At 40.7% G+C, this 20,013-nt stretch carries 10 protein-coding genes; 2 read left to right on the top strand and 8 right to left on the bottom strand.

The genetic code is table 11. The annotated features are described in order from the left end of the window. The first annotated feature begins 54 nt into the window (after positions 1 to 54). Positions 55 to 471 (top strand): hypothetical protein, encoded by a 417-nt coding sequence (locus tag G3T18_RS14450; protein ID WP_224411269.1) that lies wholly within the window; start codon positions 55 to 57, stop codon positions 469 to 471. Between the two features lie 213 nt (positions 472 to 684). On the opposite strand, the gene G3T18_RS14445 is transcribed toward G3T18_RS14450, so the two are convergent. From G3T18_RS14445 to G3T18_RS14425, 5 genes are all read right to left on the bottom strand, one after another. After that, complete coding sequence (locus tag G3T18_RS14445; protein WP_224411268.1) at positions 685 to 4,296, bottom strand: PAS domain S-box protein; 3,612 nt, start codon at positions 4,294 to 4,296, stop codon at positions 685 to 687. Positions 4,297 to 4,421: 125 nt separating this feature from the next. Continuing rightward, positions 4,422 to 4,796, bottom strand: coding sequence for a response regulator (locus tag G3T18_RS14440; RefSeq protein ID WP_224411267.1), 375 nt, complete (start codon positions 4,794 to 4,796; stop codon positions 4,422 to 4,424). 919 nt (positions 4,797 to 5,715) lie between these two features. Then, a complete protein-coding gene (locus G3T18_RS14435; protein WP_224411266.1) occupies positions 5,716 to 7,233 on the bottom strand; it encodes a tyrosine-type recombinase/integrase in 1,518 nt (505 codons plus the stop codon). 406 nt (positions 7,234 to 7,639) lie between these two features. Further along, complete coding sequence (locus G3T18_RS14430) at positions 7,640 to 8,179, bottom strand: response regulator (protein ID WP_224411265.1); 540 nt, start codon at positions 8,177 to 8,179, stop codon at positions 7,640 to 7,642. A gap of 135 nt (positions 8,180 to 8,314) precedes the next feature. Continuing rightward, positions 8,315 to 12,652: a PAS domain-containing protein gene (locus G3T18_RS14425; RefSeq protein WP_224411264.1), complete on the bottom strand. Its 4,338-nt coding sequence runs from the start codon at positions 12,650 to 12,652 to the stop codon at positions 8,315 to 8,317. 98 nt (positions 12,653 to 12,750) lie between these two features. Between G3T18_RS14425 and G3T18_RS14420 the strand changes: the two genes are divergently transcribed. Next, positions 12,751 to 13,770, top strand: a complete 1,020-nt coding sequence (locus G3T18_RS14420; RefSeq protein WP_224411263.1) for an EAL domain-containing protein — start codon at positions 12,751 to 12,753, stop codon at positions 13,768 to 13,770. A 485-nt stretch (positions 13,771 to 14,255) separates the two neighbouring features. Here G3T18_RS14420 and G3T18_RS14415 read toward each other — a convergent pair whose 3' ends face one another. The 3 genes from G3T18_RS14415 to G3T18_RS14405 form a co-directional block, all read right to left on the bottom strand. Continuing rightward, positions 14,256 to 16,634 carry a response regulator gene (locus G3T18_RS14415; RefSeq protein WP_224411262.1) on the bottom strand — a complete coding sequence of 793 codons (2,379 nt, stop codon included), beginning with the start codon at positions 16,632 to 16,634 and terminating at the stop codon, positions 14,256 to 14,258. 270 nt (positions 16,635 to 16,904) lie between these two features. Then, positions 16,905 to 18,329 carry a hormogonium tapered terminus morphoprotein TftA gene (tftA, locus tag G3T18_RS14410; protein ID WP_318013977.1) on the bottom strand — a complete coding sequence of 475 codons (1,425 nt, stop codon included), beginning with the start codon at positions 18,327 to 18,329 and terminating at the stop codon, positions 16,905 to 16,907. 116 nt (positions 18,330 to 18,445) lie between these two features. After that, positions 18,446 to 19,666: a peptidoglycan-binding protein gene (locus tag G3T18_RS14405; RefSeq protein WP_224411261.1), complete on the bottom strand. Its 1,221-nt coding sequence runs from the start codon at positions 19,664 to 19,666 to the stop codon at positions 18,446 to 18,448. Between the last annotated feature and the right edge of the window lie 347 nt (positions 19,667 to 20,013).

Raw genomic sequence — 20,013 nt, 5'->3', positions numbered from 1 at the left:
CGGTAAGTAGCATAGAAAGGTAAGAAGAGAATTTTTTCGGAATGAGAATTAATTATGGCAACCAAGGAACAAGTCAAACAATATCTTGCCTATTGGTTTCAGTTAGGTAAGAAAGCTTTAGTTGATAATGGTCGTAAATCTGTTTTACCAGAACCAGTAATTATTGGCGATCGCTACTCGCATAAATTTGAGGAATTATGGCAGTATCTTCTGTCTCCCGAAAGTGGCGATTGTTACTTGGAAGGTACGGAACAAACTATTAGTGAGTTGCTCACGTCTGCATGGGAGATCAATTCCTGCGCTCGCTGTGAAATGCCCGTACCAGTGAGGAATACAGGTGTGCAGCCCCTGAGTTGTCCTTGCATTGACCTACCTTTGTGGCCCAATGAAGAATTACCTAAACCGCGATCGCCAGTTGATAGTTTTGTTTATCTTTCTCGGATTCAAGAAAGAAGTAATCTCGGCTCTTAATTAGGTAAGATCGACGCTCGCTCTGACTAGAGACGTTGTGTAAAACGTCTCTATCTACGATTATTAAAACTCCGTTGCTTAACTGCAAGTAGAACAACTCGAAAGTTGACTACCTTTGAAAGGCTAAGAAATCTTGCGGTAATCAATCGTCTTCCTTGAGAAGGTTTTTGAAGATCTTTTTTGCCGCCAGAATCGTTATTTAGCTTAATCAGACTATGCCTTTTGTCGTAGGGGAATCTCGATAATAAACTCTGCACCTTGACCGAGTTCAGAAATACATTCAATCCGACCTTGATGTTTTTCGGTAATAATTTGATAGCTGATCGACATTCCCAAGCCTGTACCTTTCCCTACTGACTTAGTAGTAAAAAAGGGATCGAAAATACGATTTTTGACATTTTCGGGGATGCCAAAACCGTTATCTTTAATACTAATGCGCGCAGTTTTAGGTTCGATAAGGGTAGTAGTTATCCAGATGGAGCTAGGATTTTGCTCGATTTCTTGATAAGTACGCGATCGATCGCGATCGTCTAAGACATCGAGGGCATTAACTAAAATATTCATCAAGACTTGATTTAGCTGCCCTGGATAACATTCTACTAGGGGTAGATTGCCGTAGTTTTTGACGAGCTCAATTTGGGGGCGATCGGGTTTTGCCTTGATTCGGTTTTGCAGAATCATCAAGGTACTGTCTATTCCTTCGTGAATATTAACAGTTTTGAACTCGGCTTCGTTGAGGCGAGAGAAGTTGCGTAAGGAAGCAACAATTTCTTTAATTCTTCTAGCACCCACTTCCATCGAATTGAGTAACTGAGGTAAGTCGGTTAGCAAAAATTCAAAATCTACTGCTTCGAGTTTGTTTTGTATTTCGAGAACTGGATGGGGATAGTGTTGTCGATATAATTCAATTACACTAAGCAAATCTTGGCAATATTCAGTGGCGTGGGCGAGATTACCATAAATAAAGTTAACTGGATTATTGATTTCGTGAGCGACTCCAGCTACCAGTTGACCTAAACTGGACATTTTTTCGGTTTGAATTAGTTGAGCTTGGGTGGCTCTTAATTCGCGCAGCGTTTTTTCTAAATCTCTGGCTTTTTCTTGTACTTGAATTTCAACCAATTTCCGGTCAGTAATGTCCATCACTGTACCAAATAAGCGCGCGACTTTACCTTTTTCGTTCTTAACTGGTTCTCCTTTAACATGGATATATCGAAGCGAACCATTCGGGTGAAAAATACGCAGTTCGAGGTCGTAAGGTTTTCCGTCGGCGATCGCCTCTGCCAGAATTCCTTGAAATGTTTCTCGGTCTTCAGGATGATATTGCTGTAAATGTTCGCTTAAGGTGGGAGTTTGTGTTTGGCGATCGAATCCGTAGATCTGGAAAACTTCTTCTGACCAGGAAATTTCGCCACTGGTAACGTTAAAATCCCAGTTACCAATATGGGCGAGTTTTTGTGCTTCTTGTAGATCGTGGGTGATTTTTTGCAGGGCTGTTTCCGCCGCTTTGCGATCGCTGATATCGGTATGAGAGCCAATCCATTCGCGAATGCTACCATTTTCATTGAGTACGGGTACGGCGCGACCGCTCATGTAGCGGTATTGGCTGTCATAACGCCGCAAGCGATGTTCGATCTGATATAAACTCTTATTCGCAATTGCTTTCTCCCACTCAGCAGCAGTACGTTCGCGATCTTCTGGGTGAATGATACTTAGCCAACTCCAACCTGCAACTTGGTCGTAAGTTTGTCCGGTAAAAGCGCACAAACTGGCTTGTTCGCTATTGATTTGACCATTAGGATCGGTATTCCAAATAATTTGTGAGGTGGCTTGGATTAAACAACGAAATCTTTCTTCGCTTCTACGCAAGGCGGTTTCCATTAATTGGCGATCGCTGATATCGGTAATTGTTCCGACATAACCAGTTGTCTCTCTTTCGTCATCGATGACAGGTAAAGCCTGAACGATCGTCCAAGTTATTTTACCGTTAGGATGTTGAAAGCGATGTTCGCTGTAAAAAGACTTTTTCTCTAAGACCGTCTGATACCATTGCTTGTATACTCGTTCTCGATCTTCGGGGTGAATCGCCCGAGTCCAGCCGTCCCCAAGTGCTTCTTGTTGAGTTAAACCAGCAATTTTTTGCCAGCGATCGTTCGTATAAAGGCAATTTCCTTGGACATCTGTATAAAATACGCCAATTGGCGAAGCTTCAGTTAAAGTTTGGTAACGCTTTTCACTTTCCTGGAGTTTCATTTCTGCTTCTTGGCGATCGCTGATATCGGTAATTGTTCCGACATAGCCAATTGTTTCTCCCTTTTCGTTATCAATACCGACAGCATTACCGATGACCCAACTCACTTTCCCCTCAGGATTTTGAAAGCGATACTTTGAGTTAAAAAGCTTTTTCTGCGAAGCTGCTCGATACCATTCGCTAGATACTCGTTCTCGATCTTCGGGGTGAATGGCGCTACTCCATCCCTTTCCCAATGCCTCTTCTTGAGTCAAGCCAGCAATTTTTTGCCAGCGATCGTTCGTATAAAGGCAATTTCCTTGAGCATCTGTATAAAATACGCAAATTGGTAAAGCTTCAGTTAAAGTTTGGTAACGCTTTTCACTTTCCTTGAGTTTATTTTCTGCTTCTTGGCGATCGCTGATATTCCGGACAATTAACATTATCTGATTTTCCGCAAAGGGCAACAATCTCCCTTCGTAATATTCTTTGCCAGTCTCCATTTCTAGGCAATATTCTATTCTAACTAAAGATTGACATAGCAAAGTCATCTCCATTGCTTGGCGAATTTTTTCTCCTACTTCAGCAGGCAAGATTTCGACCATTTTCTTGCCTAAAAATTCTGCGGGTTGCAAATAAATTTTAGTCTGTTCTTTGCCTGCCTGATAGCTAAGAATTTTGCCATCGGCTGTCAGGCAAAACACCAAGTCAGGAAAGGCAGACCAAAGGTCTTCTAGTTCTGAGGTTTTTTGTGATAATTCTTTCGTTCTCTCAGCAACTTTGGTCTCTAATTTTTCGTTTAATTTGTTTAATTCTTCTAAAGAAATTTCTAGCTTTTTGCGAGCATTTATATTAGTAACATATACAGATAATTCTTCTCCGTTAGGATAAGCACGGACTTGAAACCAGGAATTTAGGGGCTGATAGAATTCTTCAAAAGTAACGTTGACTTGATTGGCTACAGCATAGTGATATTGTTGATAAAACTTTGATTCCACTGTTTCAGGATAAACTTCCCAAATGTTTCTTCCAATCAACTCACAGCTAGATTTACCCAAGAGATATTCTGCCTGAGAATTGACATAAGTAAAACACCAGCGATCGCTTAAAGCAAAAAAGCCTTCCGTTGCTCCTGATAAAATAGTCGCAATGCGCTGATTGGAAGCTTGTAATGCTGCTTCTGACCTTTTTTGTGCGGTAATATCAAGTATCCAGCCATCCCAAATAATTTCTCCCGTTGGTTGTCGTTCTGGGCGCGACATGGCTTTAATCCATTTAACCACCCCAGAATGCAACTTCACTTTTCCTTCCCAGTACCAAGGTTCTAAGGTTTCAGCCGAGTAAGCTACGGATTCGCTAAATTTCTCTCGGTCTTCTGGAATAATTAAATCAACCATTAATGAGGCATCTTCTTCCACTAGCTTGGGGTCTAATCCCAATATTTCTTGACAGCCCGCAGAAACATAGGGAAAAGACATCAAACCGTTGGTATCGATTTGAAATTGATAAAGGATTCCCAAGACATTATCGGCTAATCTTTGCAGATGAGCTAAGTTTTGACTCCGATTGACATCGACCTCGGCTTGTTGGTACATATTAAAAAATTTTTCGCAAACAAAGCTAACAACAGGTAATTTTTAGCTTCATTATGCCTGTTTTTTGTGAAAAACTTGTGAAACCCAGATCTTCTAGTTGTATCGGTGTGAAAAACTATTTTCAGCTACCATCCGAGAATTTGCGCGATCGCCTCGCCGATTGTAACTGGATCGAAAGGTTTAGTCAAAACACTTTTAACTCCTAACTGAGCATAACGACGCTGTTCTACGGCTTGGACTTTCGCAGTTAGTAAAATTACAGGAATATCTTTAGTAGTAGAATTTGCTTGTAGTTTTTGCCAAGTTGTCGGTCCATCGATGTCGGGCATCATGACATCTAAAAGAATTGCATCGGGCTGTTGTTCTGTGGCTATTTTTAGTCCTTCTTGTCCAGAAGCTGCTGTCAGTATTTCCCACTCATGACTTATTTCTAACCCAAGTTGAGCTACTTCTCGAATATCGGCTTCGTCGTCGATAATCAAAACTCGCTTTGTCGCCATTTATTCTTGTTTACCCTTCTCAATCGGTGTTTTTAAAGATGGTTCAAAATTCCAGTGTAAAAAAAGGGTAAGTACCCTCACTCCATAGCTCGTCACAAACTGCGAAGACTTCCTCTTTGGTAACAGGATTATAGTTCATCTAAATCTTCCTTAGCGAAAGTGTAATTATTTGACTACTCCCCTCCCTCCGCGTTGCTAAAGGGAGGGGATTCACAAGTAGTTCTCTTTCCTCTTGCAGGCACAGTCAAGTTGCCTCTAGACGCTCAATATGTTGACATATAGCCGCATATATTGCGCTTACTTTTTTTAGTTTTATGCTTTCAAACATCCATCACTCAGCTAGTTTAGTACGCTCCTCGCTCTGAAGAAAGCTTGCAGTGGTTTAGTCATACTGCCGTTAGACCCAATCTAACCGTTGTTTCTTACTTACCGGGTTTTCGACCTACTAGAGCGATTCATCACGTAGATTTTCGTTTTACTCGCGATCAACTATTGTACTAACTTTCTAGTTTCTTTTCAATCAAAGTCGCCGTAGAACAGCGAGGCTTTAAACCCATTTTTTTTGGTAATTACGTAAATTACACCTGTACTTAATTACTGTAATTACGTAATTACACTTTTACATTACACCCTCATTTCGTCTTCTGACAAGCTCTAACTAAATAAGTTTGGTTACTTCCAGTATCCTTTCCAGTAGTCACTGGTATTCTCTAAAACAGTAACTCTCAGGGGTTCGGGATGAAGTATAGCAGTAAACAGTAAACAGTGATGAGAGCCTATGCTAGCAAGGTTTTCCGAAAATGAGGATGTCCTAACTAATTCGTTCTCTGCTATATAAGGTACTATTGGCTATCTCATGGTGGCATTAAAAAAGAGGGTTCATCCCCTCTCGTCAGTTGTTTCAGCTAGTCTCAGTTAGTTAATTCTGGTATTGTTTCTCTAACTTCAGCCTTTGAACTTCTAACTTTAACTGCTCGTTCTCTGTTTTTAATCGCTCGTTTTCAGTCTTTAAGGTGTCTATTTCATTCTGTTTACCTCGTAGGTCATTTAATGCAGATTGTAAGCCTTCTAGTTTGCTTTCTTGACCTTGGTAACGTAGGTAGGTGCTTTGGTTCATTGCCACAGTGTGACCGAGGCTATTAGCGATCGCGAGGTGGTTTAAGCCTGCTTGGTGCATTCTGATATTGCAAGCGTGGCGTAGCTTGTGAGCAGTGAATTCAACATCTTGGTCTTTTAACCATTTACAGAAGTTTCTTGATGGGTTTTGTCCGTACTTGTTTTTAGCTGATGAATTCTTGTAATGAGGCTTTATCTCGTTAAAAGTTTTGTCAACTAGGTTGAAAGTTTCAAACCAATTCTTACCTTTAGGCATGAATGGTAACGCTAAACGTTTACCAGTTTTCCCTTTTTCAATTACTAGGATTTTCTCAGTGTTAGTTGGGTCATTAATAGCAGGGATTATCTTGTCGTTCCCTTGGTATTTAATCGTTTCTGTTGGGTCATCATCACTGTCATCATTTACTGCGATAAACTCACCATTGCGAATAATCACCGGGTTATCCCAGTTCATTATTGAAAATACCTCATGAATTCTCAAGCCGTAAATAGCCAATATTCCGTACAGATATAGATTTCTTGCGTTTTTATCTGTGTGATATTTACGGGCTAGGTTTGCTACTTTTGCCTCATGAAGCATCTGCCAAGTTTCCTCAATTTCCTTGTCATCAGGAAGGCGGGTTTTCTGCTTACTTACCTCAGTTAAACTAGCTTCCTTTTCTACCCAGTTTGTGATTTGTTGTGGCACATCAAAGAGGGCTAGATTTCGTTTTATCACGGCGAGATGGTTTATCTTCATTTTTCCGTTCAACTTGCTAGTAACTAACCAATGTGCTAAGGATTTAAGGGTAAATTCGCTATCGTCATTTTGCCAAGATTCAAAGCGTGAAAAACCTTGATAGTAAGTAGCGTTTGGATTTTTAAGTTTCTTTTTACGTCCTTCCCAGTCGTTATTAATTACCTCCCAGGCGTCATGAAAGGTTAGCTTCTGTTCGGTGGTTGCTGTGGTTGTTGATTGTTGGCGCGTCTTCGGTTTGCGTCCGATTAACTCGTCTTTCCATTCGTCGCTATAGGTGCCACTCGTTAAAGCTTGAGTAATTTTAGTTGCTACAGATTCGGCTTCTACGAGATGTCGCGTGTTGATGGGAGTATTAGCACCGCCCCAAGAGTTAGTAACTGACATCCGTTTGGCTTTACCGTTACTACCTAATCGCGTTGGGTGGCTGTACTGGATTTGCAGCGTACCTTTTTTGATTACTAGTTTTGCCGTGCTGCCGTATTTACCGATTTGGGTGAGACGTTCGTTAGCCTCTGCTACCAAGTGAGGGATGTTGTAACTACCATCTCTGTGTACTTCTGAGGGCTTGATTGTCTTACTCATTTTTGACGCTCCCCTGCCTAAAGGCGCGGGGATTCTTGGTTCAACGACACTCCTTACAACTAAAAGGAATCAGTCTCGCCGATTCGACCCCTCCCTTGACAAATTAACAAAAAAGCAATTTTATCAAGAGCGGCAATTAGTTCCAGTGGGATATATCTCCCCAAGCGTAAATTCTCGTGCGCCCCACGATACTCGAAAAAGCAAATTTCTTAACCACTGGTTTTCGGTACTCTGTCGAGTCCGGTGCGTTTTTTAAGAGGTTGTTCGCGCCTCATGTACTGGTATCGCTTTACGTCGTCAACTTAAGACAGTACCGACGAATCCTGTCTGTACCAGGCTACTTTCTTAGAATAGCATCAAAGCCGTCCTATAAGGACGGGGCTTGAAACCCATTATTCTTGGTCACTCAATCCTTATGTACTTTTTTTATGTAACTCTGATGAGTAATGGTATAGCAGTCCCAGCGTAAAAAAGAAGCAATTTGTTGCCCTAAGTTTACCATGTCAAAGGGTTTGGCGATCGCGCCTGCTATTTCTAGTTTATTTAAGCACTTTCGGTCTGAGAGCCGAATGCGATCGAGCAATAAAATAATGGGGATTTGTCGCAGTTGCTGGCTTTGTCTGAGTTGCCACAACAAACCAATCTGCCCTAAATCTTTTTTCTCGATATTAATTAAAATTGCGTTGGGCTGCTCGTTAACAGCTAAATGCAAACCATTATGACTATCGTGAGTTGTCAATATGTTCCAGTTAGTTGTTAATTCTAGCCCAGTTTTAATTACTTCTCGCAAGTCCTCTTCGGGATCGATTAACAAAATTTGCTTGCGAGGTAATCGTCGCTCGTTCGGGTTGTCAATTTGATTTTTTGCTGTTTTTGCACGGTACCGACTGTTGCTAGTAGAGCAAGTTTTCGTTTCGCAAAACTCTTCATTTAATATCATTAACATATTTTTTTGTCAAGTTTTGAATAGGTAACTTAAGTCTCCAGTCTAAAAGAAGTCTGTGAAAAACTTGTGAAACAAAATAATTAATTTTGATAGCTACGAGTCCTTCTCATTGCCTCATCTTTTCAGATCTCTTAATTAATCTTGCGTGGGTAAAGTAAAGTAAAAGGTACTACCAACATTGAGTTCGCTTTCCACCCAAATTTTGCCGCCATGTCGCTGAACAATTTCGCGACAAATAGGTAAACCTAAACCAGTACCGCTTTTTTCCCGAGAGTCGGAAGCATCAACTTGTTGGAAGCGTCCAAAAATAGCTTCTAGTTTGTCAGCCGGAATACCTCGTCCGGTATCTCTGACTTGAAATAAGATTTCTTCGCCTTGGTTAGTAACGCCGATCCAAACAGTTCCTCCCCCATGAGAAAATTTAATCGCATTACTAATTAAATTAGTTAGAGTTTGCAAAATTTGATCGGGATCGGCGCAAATATCTATTGGCGATCGTTCAATTTCTAGGTGGAGAGTAATATTTTCCTGATGTGCCATTGACTGCATAGCTTCTGCGGCTTGAGTAATTAAATCCACAGCATTGCACTTTTCCTTGACCATTTCTACTCTACCAGATTCGATCCGTGCGAGGTCGAGAATATCATTAATCAAACGATGAAGGCGATCGGTATTATTAACTGCAATTTCTAACATTCGCTGTCCTCGCGAGGACAGTTCGCCAAGACGCCCAGTGGCGATCAAACCCAGGGAACCGCGAATAGAAGTTAAGGGAGTGCGCAATTCATGACTAGCGACGGAGATAAATTCATCTTTCATTTGTTCGATCGCTTTGCGATCGCTTAAATCGATGGCGACGCCAAAAAAGCCGATCGCTCGTTCTTCGGGATCGAGATCGGGAATATAGGTAATACTGACATAACGGTTTTTGCCGTTAATTTCTGGTTCTTGGAATTCAAAGGTCACTCGTTCTCCCGATAGTGCGGCAGCGATATATTGTTTAATTTGCTGATAATACGTTTCCCCTAAAATATCCTTTTTCTTGCATCCGGTAATTGTATCTAATGGCAATCCGAACCATTCTTCATAAGCTTTATTGTTAAATCGATAGCGTTCTTGGGCATCAACATAACAAATTCGCATAGGTAAAGCATCGGTAATTAAACGCAGTTGTTTCTCGCTATGGCGCAATTCGGCGGTACGTTCGGCGACTTTTTCTTCTAAATGTTCGAGTAATTGTGCTTGGGCGACGGCAATGCCAATTTGGTCGGCAAGTTGCTGAAGTATTTCGATTTCTTCTGCTTGCCATTGGCGGGGAGAATTACATTGATGAATTATTAAACCACCCCAAATACTATTTTGAATAAAAATTGGGACGACTAGCTTGGCGCGAATTTTTATTTTTGATAAGAAACTGAGTTGGGCTGAAGAGATGTTTAACTCTTGCACGTCATTAACAATAATACATTCTCCTTGGAGAAATTCTTCCATGCGATCGCTTTTTGAGGAGGGAGAATCGAGTTGTTGGTTTTGTAAACTGGGAAATCCTGGAATTACAACTTCTTGGACGATGGAAGCTGGTTTTTCTTGACCGATCGCCACGATTAAAACCCGCTCGGCTGCTAGTAGCTTTTGTACTTCGGTAACGGTGGTTTGTAAGATTTCTTCTAAATCGAGAGATTGACGAATTTTTAGGGTTAATTCTGAAAGTAACTGCAATCGTTGATAAGCTGTTTGTAACTTAGATTCAGCTTGGATGCGATCGGTAATATCGTGGCTAATACCTAGAATTTGATAAATCTCTCCATGTTCGTCTAAAAGTGGCACGTAAGCAAAGGTCATTGTCCGTTCGCCAACAGAAGGGAAATTAACAGTAATTTCTCCTCGTTGAAGCTGGCGAGTTACTACTGCTTCGTTGAGCAAAGGTAGATAATTTGAGGTGATATCCGCCGGAAAAATTTCTCGATCTGTAAGCCCAATTAATTCTAAGGCTGACTTACCAATTATTTCTAAACCTTTAGCATTAATGAACTCAAATCGCAACTGTTTGTCATAAATAATAAATATATCCGGAATGTTCTCAACCGCGAGGCGAAAACGAGCTTCTGATTTGACTAATTCGATTTGGGTAAGAATCCGTTCGTTAATTTCTAATTTTAAAGTTTGATTAGCTTGTTGAAGTTGAGCAGTACGTTTTTTTACTCGTTGTTCCAACTCAGAGGCTAATTGTTGTAATTCTAACTCAGCTTTAACGCGATCGCTGATATCTCTGGCTACCCAAATGGCTAAATTACCTGGTAAAGGAGAAATACTCGCATTAAACCAAACTAGTTGGTTATTCACATTTAAACTGTATTCAAAACTAACTGTTTGTTGTTTTTCGATTGCTTGACGTGCTGGTTGCCAAAAAGATAATTCTCCTGAATTTTTGTTGCTATAAAATCGCTGTACTGTCTCCGTCAGAAGGTCAAATTCTGACCGATCTAAATGTTGATAGTTAGTGGGCATTACTTGAACATTTGTTTTTTGAAGATCGAGCGTCAAAACAATATCGGTCATTGACTCAAAAATTCCCCGCATCTCTGCTTCATTAGTCTGTAGTTTTTGCTCGATCAGTTTGCGATCGCTAATATCTCTTGCGACTAACATTACTTTGGTTGACGAGAGAGGAGAAATTTTTCCGGAAAACCATTTTAATTGATTATTAATTAACAAGCTATATTCAATCGTTTGGGTTGCTTTTGTTTCTAAAGTTCTTTGAATAGCCGCTAGATGTAAGTCGGCGACATCTAGCGGCAAGTTATTATAAATAGAGTGATTAATTTTCCCCTCAACATGATTGACTAAAAGTTCTGGTTTATTAGTAACAGCTTTCAAACAAATCCCGTGGCGATCGTAAACAAAAATTAAATCATCCATTGCTTGAAATAAAGAGCAGAGTTCGGCTTCAGTTTGTTTATGCTGAATAACTGCACCTAATTGAGTAGCTACGGCTGAAACTAATTCTACTAAGCGCTCTTTTTCCGGAGGGGTTTTCGGTAAATTTTCTGCTAATAAAAAGAAAACCAAGACTGCTAAAACTTGTTTTTCTTCCATTTGTTCTAAGTTTAAATTGATTTTCTTTTTAACCACTATTGGCACAGCCAAACTAGCTTTTATTCCACATATTTCTATAAGTAATTTTTGCTGGTAATCAAAATCACTATCGGGTTGAATATTCTCTATAAACTCGGCTTTTCCTTGCTGCCAAACTCGTCCGACTACTCCTTGATTAGGAACAAACGTCAAATTTTTACTCGACTGACGAAACTTTTTAATATTAGCGACAGACGCAGGATTTTTTTGGGTCAGATTATGGTAATACCAGGCGGGACTGCATTCTAAAAATGTTTGATTATTATTTGGTATCCATGCCTCACCGTAACTCCAACCACTAGCTTCACATACTTGCTCTAAAGCAGCTTGTAAGGCTGTTTCAAAATCTGCTGCTGCATTAATAGCTTGAGTAACATTAAGCAAAAGTTTAGTTTCTTCTTCTGCTTTTTTGCGTTTATTTTCTGTATCGAGAGCGAGGATATACTTTCCGAGACTTTCTGCCATTAATTCAATAAATTCGCGCTCGTGAATATTAAAATATTGTTTTCTAACTTCCGGAGAAGAAAAATTAAGCGTGCCATAAATTCGCTCGTTTACCCAAATCGGAGTACCGAGATAAGACTGTATCTGTAAATCTTTATTTACTGGATGTTGCCACAATGAGGGACTATTTATTGGGTGACTATAAGCAACTGATTTACCTTGTTTAACTACTTCAGCGCAAAAAGTATTGCTAAAATCAAATTCTTGTTGAGGTTGAAAACATTCTTGTTCAGAGGCAACAGCCTCTATTTTACAAATATTGCCAGTAACTTTACTAATAACTCCTGTCGTAAAACCGAGAATTTTACATCCAGTTTGTAAATAATCTGCACTAAGCTGGTTAAAGTCTGAGTAATCGGTAGTGTTTAGTCGATGTAATTCTTTGAGGTTCTTGCTAAAATTTTCTAACTGTAAATTTTGCTCTTGGAGTTGTTTTTGTGCCATGCGGAGACGCAATTGATTTTCGACGCGAGCGATAACTTCTAGATGTTGGAAGGGTTTAGAAATATAGTCAACTCCTCCGACTTCAAAACCTTTGGCTTTATCGATTGCATCATCTAAAGCGCTGATAAAAATTATGGGAATATCGCGAGTGCGATCGTCTGACTTTAATTGTTGACAAATTTCATAGCCATCGATCTCTGGCATGAGGATATCCAATAAAATTAAATCTGGAGGTACTGTCTGAGCGCTGGAAATGGCTAGTTTCCCACTGACGGCGGCACGAACGTGGTATCCTTCCTCGCTGAGAGTGTTAACTAAGAGGTTGAGATTGTCTGGGTTATCGTCAACAACGATGATAGTTCCTCTGGTGGAATCATTTGATTGATTCATTTGGCTTCTTCCCAAGTTTTTCACAATAGTTTAATTACAATTTTCTCAAATGAACTAATTTCATTTAACTTCACTCTACTTTCTAGCGAGCTACCAGCATGAAAATGATTGATGAACAAATCGAGCCAGATAACTCTACGAGCATTTTGAGCTATCAACTGCGTTCTCCTTTAACATCAATTAAAGCAGCACTGGGTTTGTTGCTCACTGGCAAACTCGATCCCCAAACCGAGAAGGGTCAACTATTGTTGCAAATTGCGGCGAAGAATGCAGATCGTTTGGTGCGGCTATCGGCGGCATTTAATGAGGAAGATATTTCCTTGTTGGAGATTATTTCCCGTGCTGAGATGGATCGTCTGCTGTTGGAAGTTGATTTGCTCTCCGCTTGGAAAAATCAAGAGTTTGAGGTTTTCTATCAGCCGATTGTGTGTGTAGAAAGTGAAACTATTACTGGATTTGAGGCTTTACTGCGATGGCGACATCCGAGACGTGGTTTGGTGTCTCCAGTTGAGTTTATTCCGATCGCGGAAAAAACTTTACTAATTCATGAGTTAGGAATTTGGGTACTAAGGGAAGCTTGTTTTCAGTTGCGTCAGTGGCAAAATAAGTTTCCGAGAAAGCAGGCTTTGACGGTTAGTGTAAATGTTTCTACGTCTCAATTGCTGGATGGAAATTTTGTGAAACGAGTCGAACTTATTTGTCAAGAGATGGATATTTTTCCGGAAACTTTAAGGTTGGAAGTTACGGAAAGTTCGGCTTTGGGTGATTCAGAAGAGGCGATCGCGGCTTTGGGACAACTTAAGGATTTAGGTATTAAAATTTATCTTGATGATTTTGGTACTGGTTATTCTTGTCTTTCTCGCTTATATCAGCTCTCGATAGATTCTTTAAAGATTGACCGTTCTTTTGTTTCACAGCACCAATGGGATTTGATTCGGAGTATTGAAATTATTGCTCGTAGTTTGGGCGTTCAAACTATTACTGAAGGAGTGGAAAATGCTACTCAGTTAGCACAACTTAAACTCCTCGGCTGCAAGCTAATGCAGGGATATTTTTTTTCTGAGCCTGTAGATGCGGAAAAAGCGGAACTTTTACTGCTAAATCCAGTTTGCTGTTAGTAATGAGTAGTTGATTTGGTGGATTTCTGATTTGGCGATCGCCAAATTGAGTGAAAGCTTAAAACTTATTGAATATTTAGGTTGTCAAGTGTATTTAAGTTAACAAAACTGGCAAAAAATTTAGATTTTTTTAAGAAGAAATTGAGTTAATTAACTTTTCCTGTGGTTTACTGGAATTAGTAGACTAAAACTAAGAAAATTACTAACCTTCCCAAGATTTTCACATTTTTAAATTACTGTAGAAAAAGTAATAATTTGAGGCAAGCACTATGAACATCGAGGATCAGAATTTATCTCAAGAGGAGAAGATTCAGCTTGCTGAAGCTCTTTACAAAATTTATGCGAAAATTCACGAGTGCGATCGACTCAGTGATGAGGAACAAAGTGTTATTTTTACTTTAAGTAAAGTAAAATGTCTCAACTCAATTCACAAAGATATGCTAAAGCGTATTTGTTACGTTTTACGCACTAGATTAAACAGGCAGTTAAAAACTGTAGAGAACAATTCCCGAACTGCCAAAGTGTTTAGCTCGAACCAAAGCTGCGTCCGCAGCTCGATATAATTTATCTAGCTCAATCCCATGTTGAGGATATTCTGCTACTCCTATACTAAGTGTAACTTGCAGGGGTTCTTTGCCTGCGACCAGAAAAATTTCTTGATGAATAAGTTCTAAAATTTCTTCAAGTCGTTGTTTGGCTTCTAATTGATTCAAACCATACATTCCGATGACAAATTGTTGTCCGTACCAACGAGCAACAATATCTTCACTTTTGAAATTGAGACGCAAAATTTGTCCAATTCTCTGTAAAACCCGATCGCCTGTAGCGTAACCATAGCGATCGTTAACATTCTTAAAATTATCTAAATCGAGGAGTGCTAAAGAAATTGGTTGCTGGTAACGTTGGGCAAGACGAAAATAGCGATTTAGTTCTCTTGTCGAGCGGTAACGATTAGCAACTCCAGTCAGGGCGTCGGTTTCAGCTAAACTACGTAGTAGTCGGGTACGTTCTAGTCGGTTAAAAATGCGGGCGACTAATTCGGGTTCGACGATTGGTTTAGCGATGTAGTCATCTGCACCTGCTTCATAAATTTGATTAATAACTTCGCGAGAGCGATGAGCAGAAAGAAATAAAATTGGTATACCATGCCAGGTACGATCGCCACGCACTACTTGACAAAGTTCGAGTCCATCAATGTCGGGCATATCTACATCGAGAATCAATAAATCTGGGCTAGTTTTTTCAAAAATTTCCCAAAATTTGAGGGGATTTTGTACAGTGCATAATTCAATTCCCCAAGGAGTCAAGATTTGTTTTAAAGTCTGAAGAATAATCGGATCGTCGTCAACAGCGAGGATAGTAGCTTCTTTAGTACGTTGATTTTGCAACAAATCTACTGCGGCTTCTAAAACTTGGGTTGCAGCCACAGGTTTAGCCAGAAAGGCTTTCCCCCCCAAACGAGCAACAGCGACGCGATCGTGAAAGTCATCGCGCATGGTAAACACTAACACAGGTAGTTCGCTATATTGTTGGGTGAGTTCTTCGAGTAACAATAAACCTTCATGAGGATTCGGGGGAAAAATCAGATCGAGAATTACCAAATTGGGCACTTTTCGAGCGAGATAGGCTTTGGCTTGCTCGATAGTTTCTACTACTTCCAGGCGTAGATTCCAGTTTAAAGCTTCTTGTTGTAACTGATTGTTTAAGGCGCGATCGTCGTCAACTAGCAATACTAAGGGAGCATCGGGCAAATCTTCTGCGATAACTATTGTTTGTTGAGGATCTGAGGTGGTGGGTGCTGGTTGTTCGATCTCTTGACGCAACCGCATTATCAAGGCTTGTAAATCCTCGATTTGCAAATCTGTTCCTAGAAGCGAGATCGGTTTAGTCGCGCGATCGCTACTGTCAAGATTACCCAATCCCGAATTTTTCGCCCCTAATTTAATCAACCAAGTTTCAATTTCGCGCGCGAGATGAGAGCCTTCGCTAAAACCAAACATTCCCAGCGATCCCGCCAATTTATGAGCTTCTTGTTCTGCTTTTTGCCGCAGTTGTTCGCTCAAACTTTCAGAAGCTAATGCTGAGCTCGCTGCGGCGATTGTCTCTACACGCGCTAAAATCGGCTCTTTAAATTTTTTCCAAGCTTCAGCTACCGCTCTCAATGTCCGATCTTGCTTCGATACTTCACTTTCTGATAAAGGTTTCAGACGATAACCGACACCATACACAGTTTCGATCGCGTCACCTGCATTGGCTTTTTTTAACTTGCGTCGCAAACCTTTAATATGCGCTCGTACTGTATCTTCGTTGGGAGGATCTTCAAATGACCACAAATGTTCGAGAATCGCACTTTTGGTAAAAACTCGCTTCGGATTGCGCATTAATAGCTCCAACAAGCCATACTCGGTGGGCGAAACATTGACGGCTGTTCCTTGATAAGTAACTTCACAAGAACTCGGATCTAAACGCAGTTCTCCCCACTCTAACAGAGGCGCACCAGAAGCGCTGCGTCGTCGTAACAAAGCGCGAAGGCGAGCAAATAACTCGGCGATCGTACAAGGTTTGACGACATAATCATCTGCTCCTGCATCTAACCCTGCTACTTTATCTTCACTAGCATCTCTGGCTGTTAACAGCAAAATTGGACTATGATAATTTTCCTTTCGCAACCGCCGACACAAAGCAATTCCGTTGAGCTTGGGTAAGCTGACATCTAACAAGATTAAGTCATAGGTAAAGGCTTGAGCGTATTCCCAACCTTCTTCTCCATCTCTGGCGATGTCAACTACATAATTTTGTTCGCTTAAGGCCGTGTTAAGGCTTTGAGCAAGTATTTCGTCATCTTCTACTAACAATATTCTCATAAATCAAATCTCAGACTACGTTGCTAGCAACGTCGCTTTAAATTAAGTCATGAAGTGATATCTTAACCTAAGCTTTGTGAAAAACTTGTGAACGTTTTGAGGCTTTTCGGAAAAATTTGCCTCGCTCCAGAGCTATCTGTGCAAGAGTTGAGTTTCTTCGGGGTTATTAAGCTTGGCAAATTCTAGTTGAGAGTCGATCGGATTCTGATGAGAAATGAAGTAGCGATCGCCACACACTCACAATTTTACTCAAGGCGATCGCCATTCGGTTTAGAACACTCCGTGTAGTCGCTTGACTAACATCATGATTTTTTCACCGTATTCGGGATCTGGGTTCCAACGCCTTGCTAAATCGTACACTGAGGGCGCTACACCTCGCGGAACGTACTTAAAACGAGGATCGACGATTGGCTGCTGCACAATCAAATCTGTACTTGCATAAGCTTTCAGATGCTCGATATGAGCTTTTACTCCAGTGCGGCGATCGCTGAAAGAAGCCCCATTTGCATTACCATCAATTGCACCTAAACCACAGAAATTATTTTGCTCTGGTTTTACCCTACCACCAAACCGCAAATAATTAGTTTCTAAACACATCTGACAAAAAGCAACATCGTGATTCACATTTTCAATGTCTGCTTCTTCGATGTATAGTTTCGGTAAATCAGCAAACTTTTGCAAAGCTTCAGGATTAATTTCATCAAGAAGTGTTTTTAACTGTGTTTCTGTTGCTATACCATCGCGCATAATTTGATCGAGGGCTTCTACTTCAGTGTGAGTAATTGTGTTGAGAATTACCGTTCTAGTAGGATTTTCCCAACTAACAGCCACATTAAATTGCTGAAGGTCTACCGCCTTAAAATAGACAATTCCACCGTAACTAATTTGGCGAATTTCTGGTTTATCCGTGACCTGAAAACCTAACAATTCTGCGAGATCGGTAGGAATAAAAGAATTGTTATTAACCAAAATCCCCTTTTCTAAATAATCGTTATCCTTGATGCGAATATTGATTACTGGATACTCAGGATATTTTGGTGTTTGCCCACTCCATTCGATTAAACCTTTGACAATTCCTTTGGCAAATTGATCGCGCTTTCTTTGCAACAAATCCAAGTCTTGACGATTATCAATGAAACATAATTCCATCAACAGAGAAGCAACTGCTACTTGGCGACAAAAACCTAAACCGCTTCTATATTGAGAGGACGTATCTGCTTTCACGCCACGACTGGGAAGTTCGGGAACTGCATCCAGTAACGCATCAAGCATTAATTGGGCATCTTGGCGACGCTGAAAGTTAGTAGCAATATAAAAAATTTCTGCACCTCGAACGTTACCGTTAAAAGCGTTACCATGAATTTCTAAAGCAACATCTCCTGGAAGTGAATTAGCATTGATCCAGCGAATTGTTTGGCTTAAGGAAAGAGTATCAGGAACAGAGAGATATTCTATTCCTAGCTTTTTTAATTCTTGAACAATTAAATCGCGGGTTTTTCTCATTTCCAACGATTCTGTGGTTCCTAAAGCTGTTGCTCCTGGATCTCTTAAATCGTGACCTGCTGAAATAAATATCCGTCCCATTTGTTTACCTCGATTAGCTTTCTGGGCGATTAGTTCTTCAACATACTCCAGAAATTCCAAAGCTTCTGGAGTTAGGTAATCTGCGGTTACACCTTCAACTGTGATGTTCAAAATACTTTGCCCCCGGTAAAATTTACAGTTACTAGCTGGAAAACTTACAAAATCATAGGGGTTTCCGTCAATTTGAGGAAGTCTTTTCGTAGCCAAACCCTGCTGTTGCGATCGCATTATGATTCAAAATTTTGCTCCTGAATCGGGCTTATTTCCTGTGTTTGACTGATTAGATCGACCGAGACAAAAGAACTTTGTCCGACTTGTTTATTCCCGGATAATCCCAGTTGGGCGCGAGTTGCAGGTCCAACAATACCGTCAACTTCCAAACCTTTTCGACTTTGGAATTGCTTGACTGCTGTTTGAGTACCTGGTCCATAAAGTCCATCGACAATCAGGTTAAATCCGGCATCTGCTAACGCTTTTTGGACGATACTCACGTCGGGACCTTGCATAAAGGGATCGCTGAGACGCAAGATTCGGTAAGGTATGTCTCCTCCGTTGTCGGGACGAATGGAAGTACCAAAACCTTCAATGGGACTATAGTTTAGTTTGCTATTGGTGATCGGACCGTAATCGCCATCTTCAGCGATGCGATTGTTGATGTTGTATTTGTTCCAAACTCTCTGGAAAGCTAACACCGCTAGAGAACGAATATCGCGAGTTCCTCCACCTACATAGTCAAAGTGTACTGGATCGTGAGGACCTAGCCATCGCCAACCGCGTCTTTCCAGATAAGGTCGCCAACTCCAGTAATCTTGGATATCAATGGCTAAACCGCTTTGGTGGTTGCTTCGGGAAGGATAAGCTGCAACGGGTATGCCACACCGACGGTTGCGATAATGGTTGTAGAGAATTAATTGTTGAGCGATCGTTCGATAAGCTGAGTTGATTGTCATCGGCAAACCTCGGTCTTGAATCGCCCTTTGTAATGCGGCTTTAGCTGGTGGTTGCAGTAGCGCCCAAACCGCAGGTCCGTTGAGGACGTTTAAGTCTTCAAAATTGACGAGGGCGTTGGGGATAATTTGATTCATCTCTTCGATGATTTGCCTGTCTAATTTTTTGACTACGGACGTGGTACAAGCTTTTACGTCTTTGACTAAGATTGAGACGGGCGGTGGTGGCGGTGGTGGTGGGTCGGGAAAGATTTTGGTGTCGTCTTGCCAAATTTCTACGTGACCGATATAAGCGTACCAGGTATTTCTCCCGTTAAAAGTATTTTCGAGGAAGGCAACCCGGAGGTGTCCTTCTTCTTCGGCGAGATTTGCCCAACTATGCAGAACTAGCTCTGCTCCGGCATCGATTTCATATTTGTCGTTGGGATCTTCGATCTGGGTGCTGTCTATTGGTTGCTGTTTGAAAACAGTATCTCGAATAACTTTGAGGGTTAATTCCATTGGTTTTTCTTGGGTAAGATTTTGGGTTATGTTCGGCGATCGCTTTCAGTTTCTTTAGACTCATTAACCACCTATACCTTTTTTTGGTAACACGCGAGCAAAAATTTTACAAATTGTTGATCGAAGTTTTTTTGACAACTTTTTCTCCGCGAGATCCAGCCGCCTTAACCGCCAAATTTAACTAAAATTATTGTATTTTTTAATACATATTTACACCCGTTTTTGTCTTGACATTTAGATCATTTTTGTTATAAAATTATTAATAATGGAAAAGGTGTGCGCCTATAAGGTGTTAGCAAAATTATACTATTTTCCCAACGAAAAAAAAAGGAGGGTTTCACCCCCCT

It is taken from the genome of Oscillatoria salina IIICB1 (genome assembly GCF_020144665.1).
GTDB lineage: Bacteria > Cyanobacteriota > Cyanobacteriia > Cyanobacteriales > SIO1D9 > IIICB1.
Note: the sequence above shows the minus strand (reverse complement) of the source record. Positions and strands in the feature narration are given on the sequence as shown.

Excerpts from the sequence above, each read along its gene's own strand:
- G3T18_RS14450 (WP_224411269.1), top strand. The coding sequence starts at position 55 with ATGGCAACCAAGGAACAAGTCAAACAATATCTTGCCTATTGGTTTCAG.
- G3T18_RS14445 (WP_224411268.1), bottom strand. The coding sequence starts at position 4,296 with ATGTACCAACAAGCCGAGGTCGATGTCAATCGGAGTCAAAACTTAGCT.
- G3T18_RS14440 (WP_224411267.1), bottom strand. The coding sequence starts at position 4,796 with ATGGCGACAAAGCGAGTTTTGATTATCGACGACGAAGCCGATATTCGA.
- G3T18_RS14435 (WP_224411266.1), bottom strand. The coding sequence starts at position 7,233 with ATGAGTAAGACAATCAAGCCCTCAGAAGTACACAGAGATGGTAGTTAC.
- G3T18_RS14430 (WP_224411265.1), bottom strand. The coding sequence starts at position 8,179 with ATGTTAATGATATTAAATGAAGAGTTTTGCGAAACGAAAACTTGCTCT.
- G3T18_RS14425 (WP_224411264.1), bottom strand. The coding sequence starts at position 12,652 with ATGAATCAATCAAATGATTCCACCAGAGGAACTATCATCGTTGTTGAC.
- G3T18_RS14420 (WP_224411263.1), top strand. The coding sequence starts at position 12,751 with ATGAAAATGATTGATGAACAAATCGAGCCAGATAACTCTACGAGCATT.
- G3T18_RS14415 (WP_224411262.1), bottom strand. The coding sequence starts at position 16,634 with ATGAGAATATTGTTAGTAGAAGATGACGAAATACTTGCTCAAAGCCTT.
- G3T18_RS14405 (WP_224411261.1), bottom strand. The coding sequence starts at position 19,666 with ATGGAATTAACCCTCAAAGTTATTCGAGATACTGTTTTCAAACAGCAA.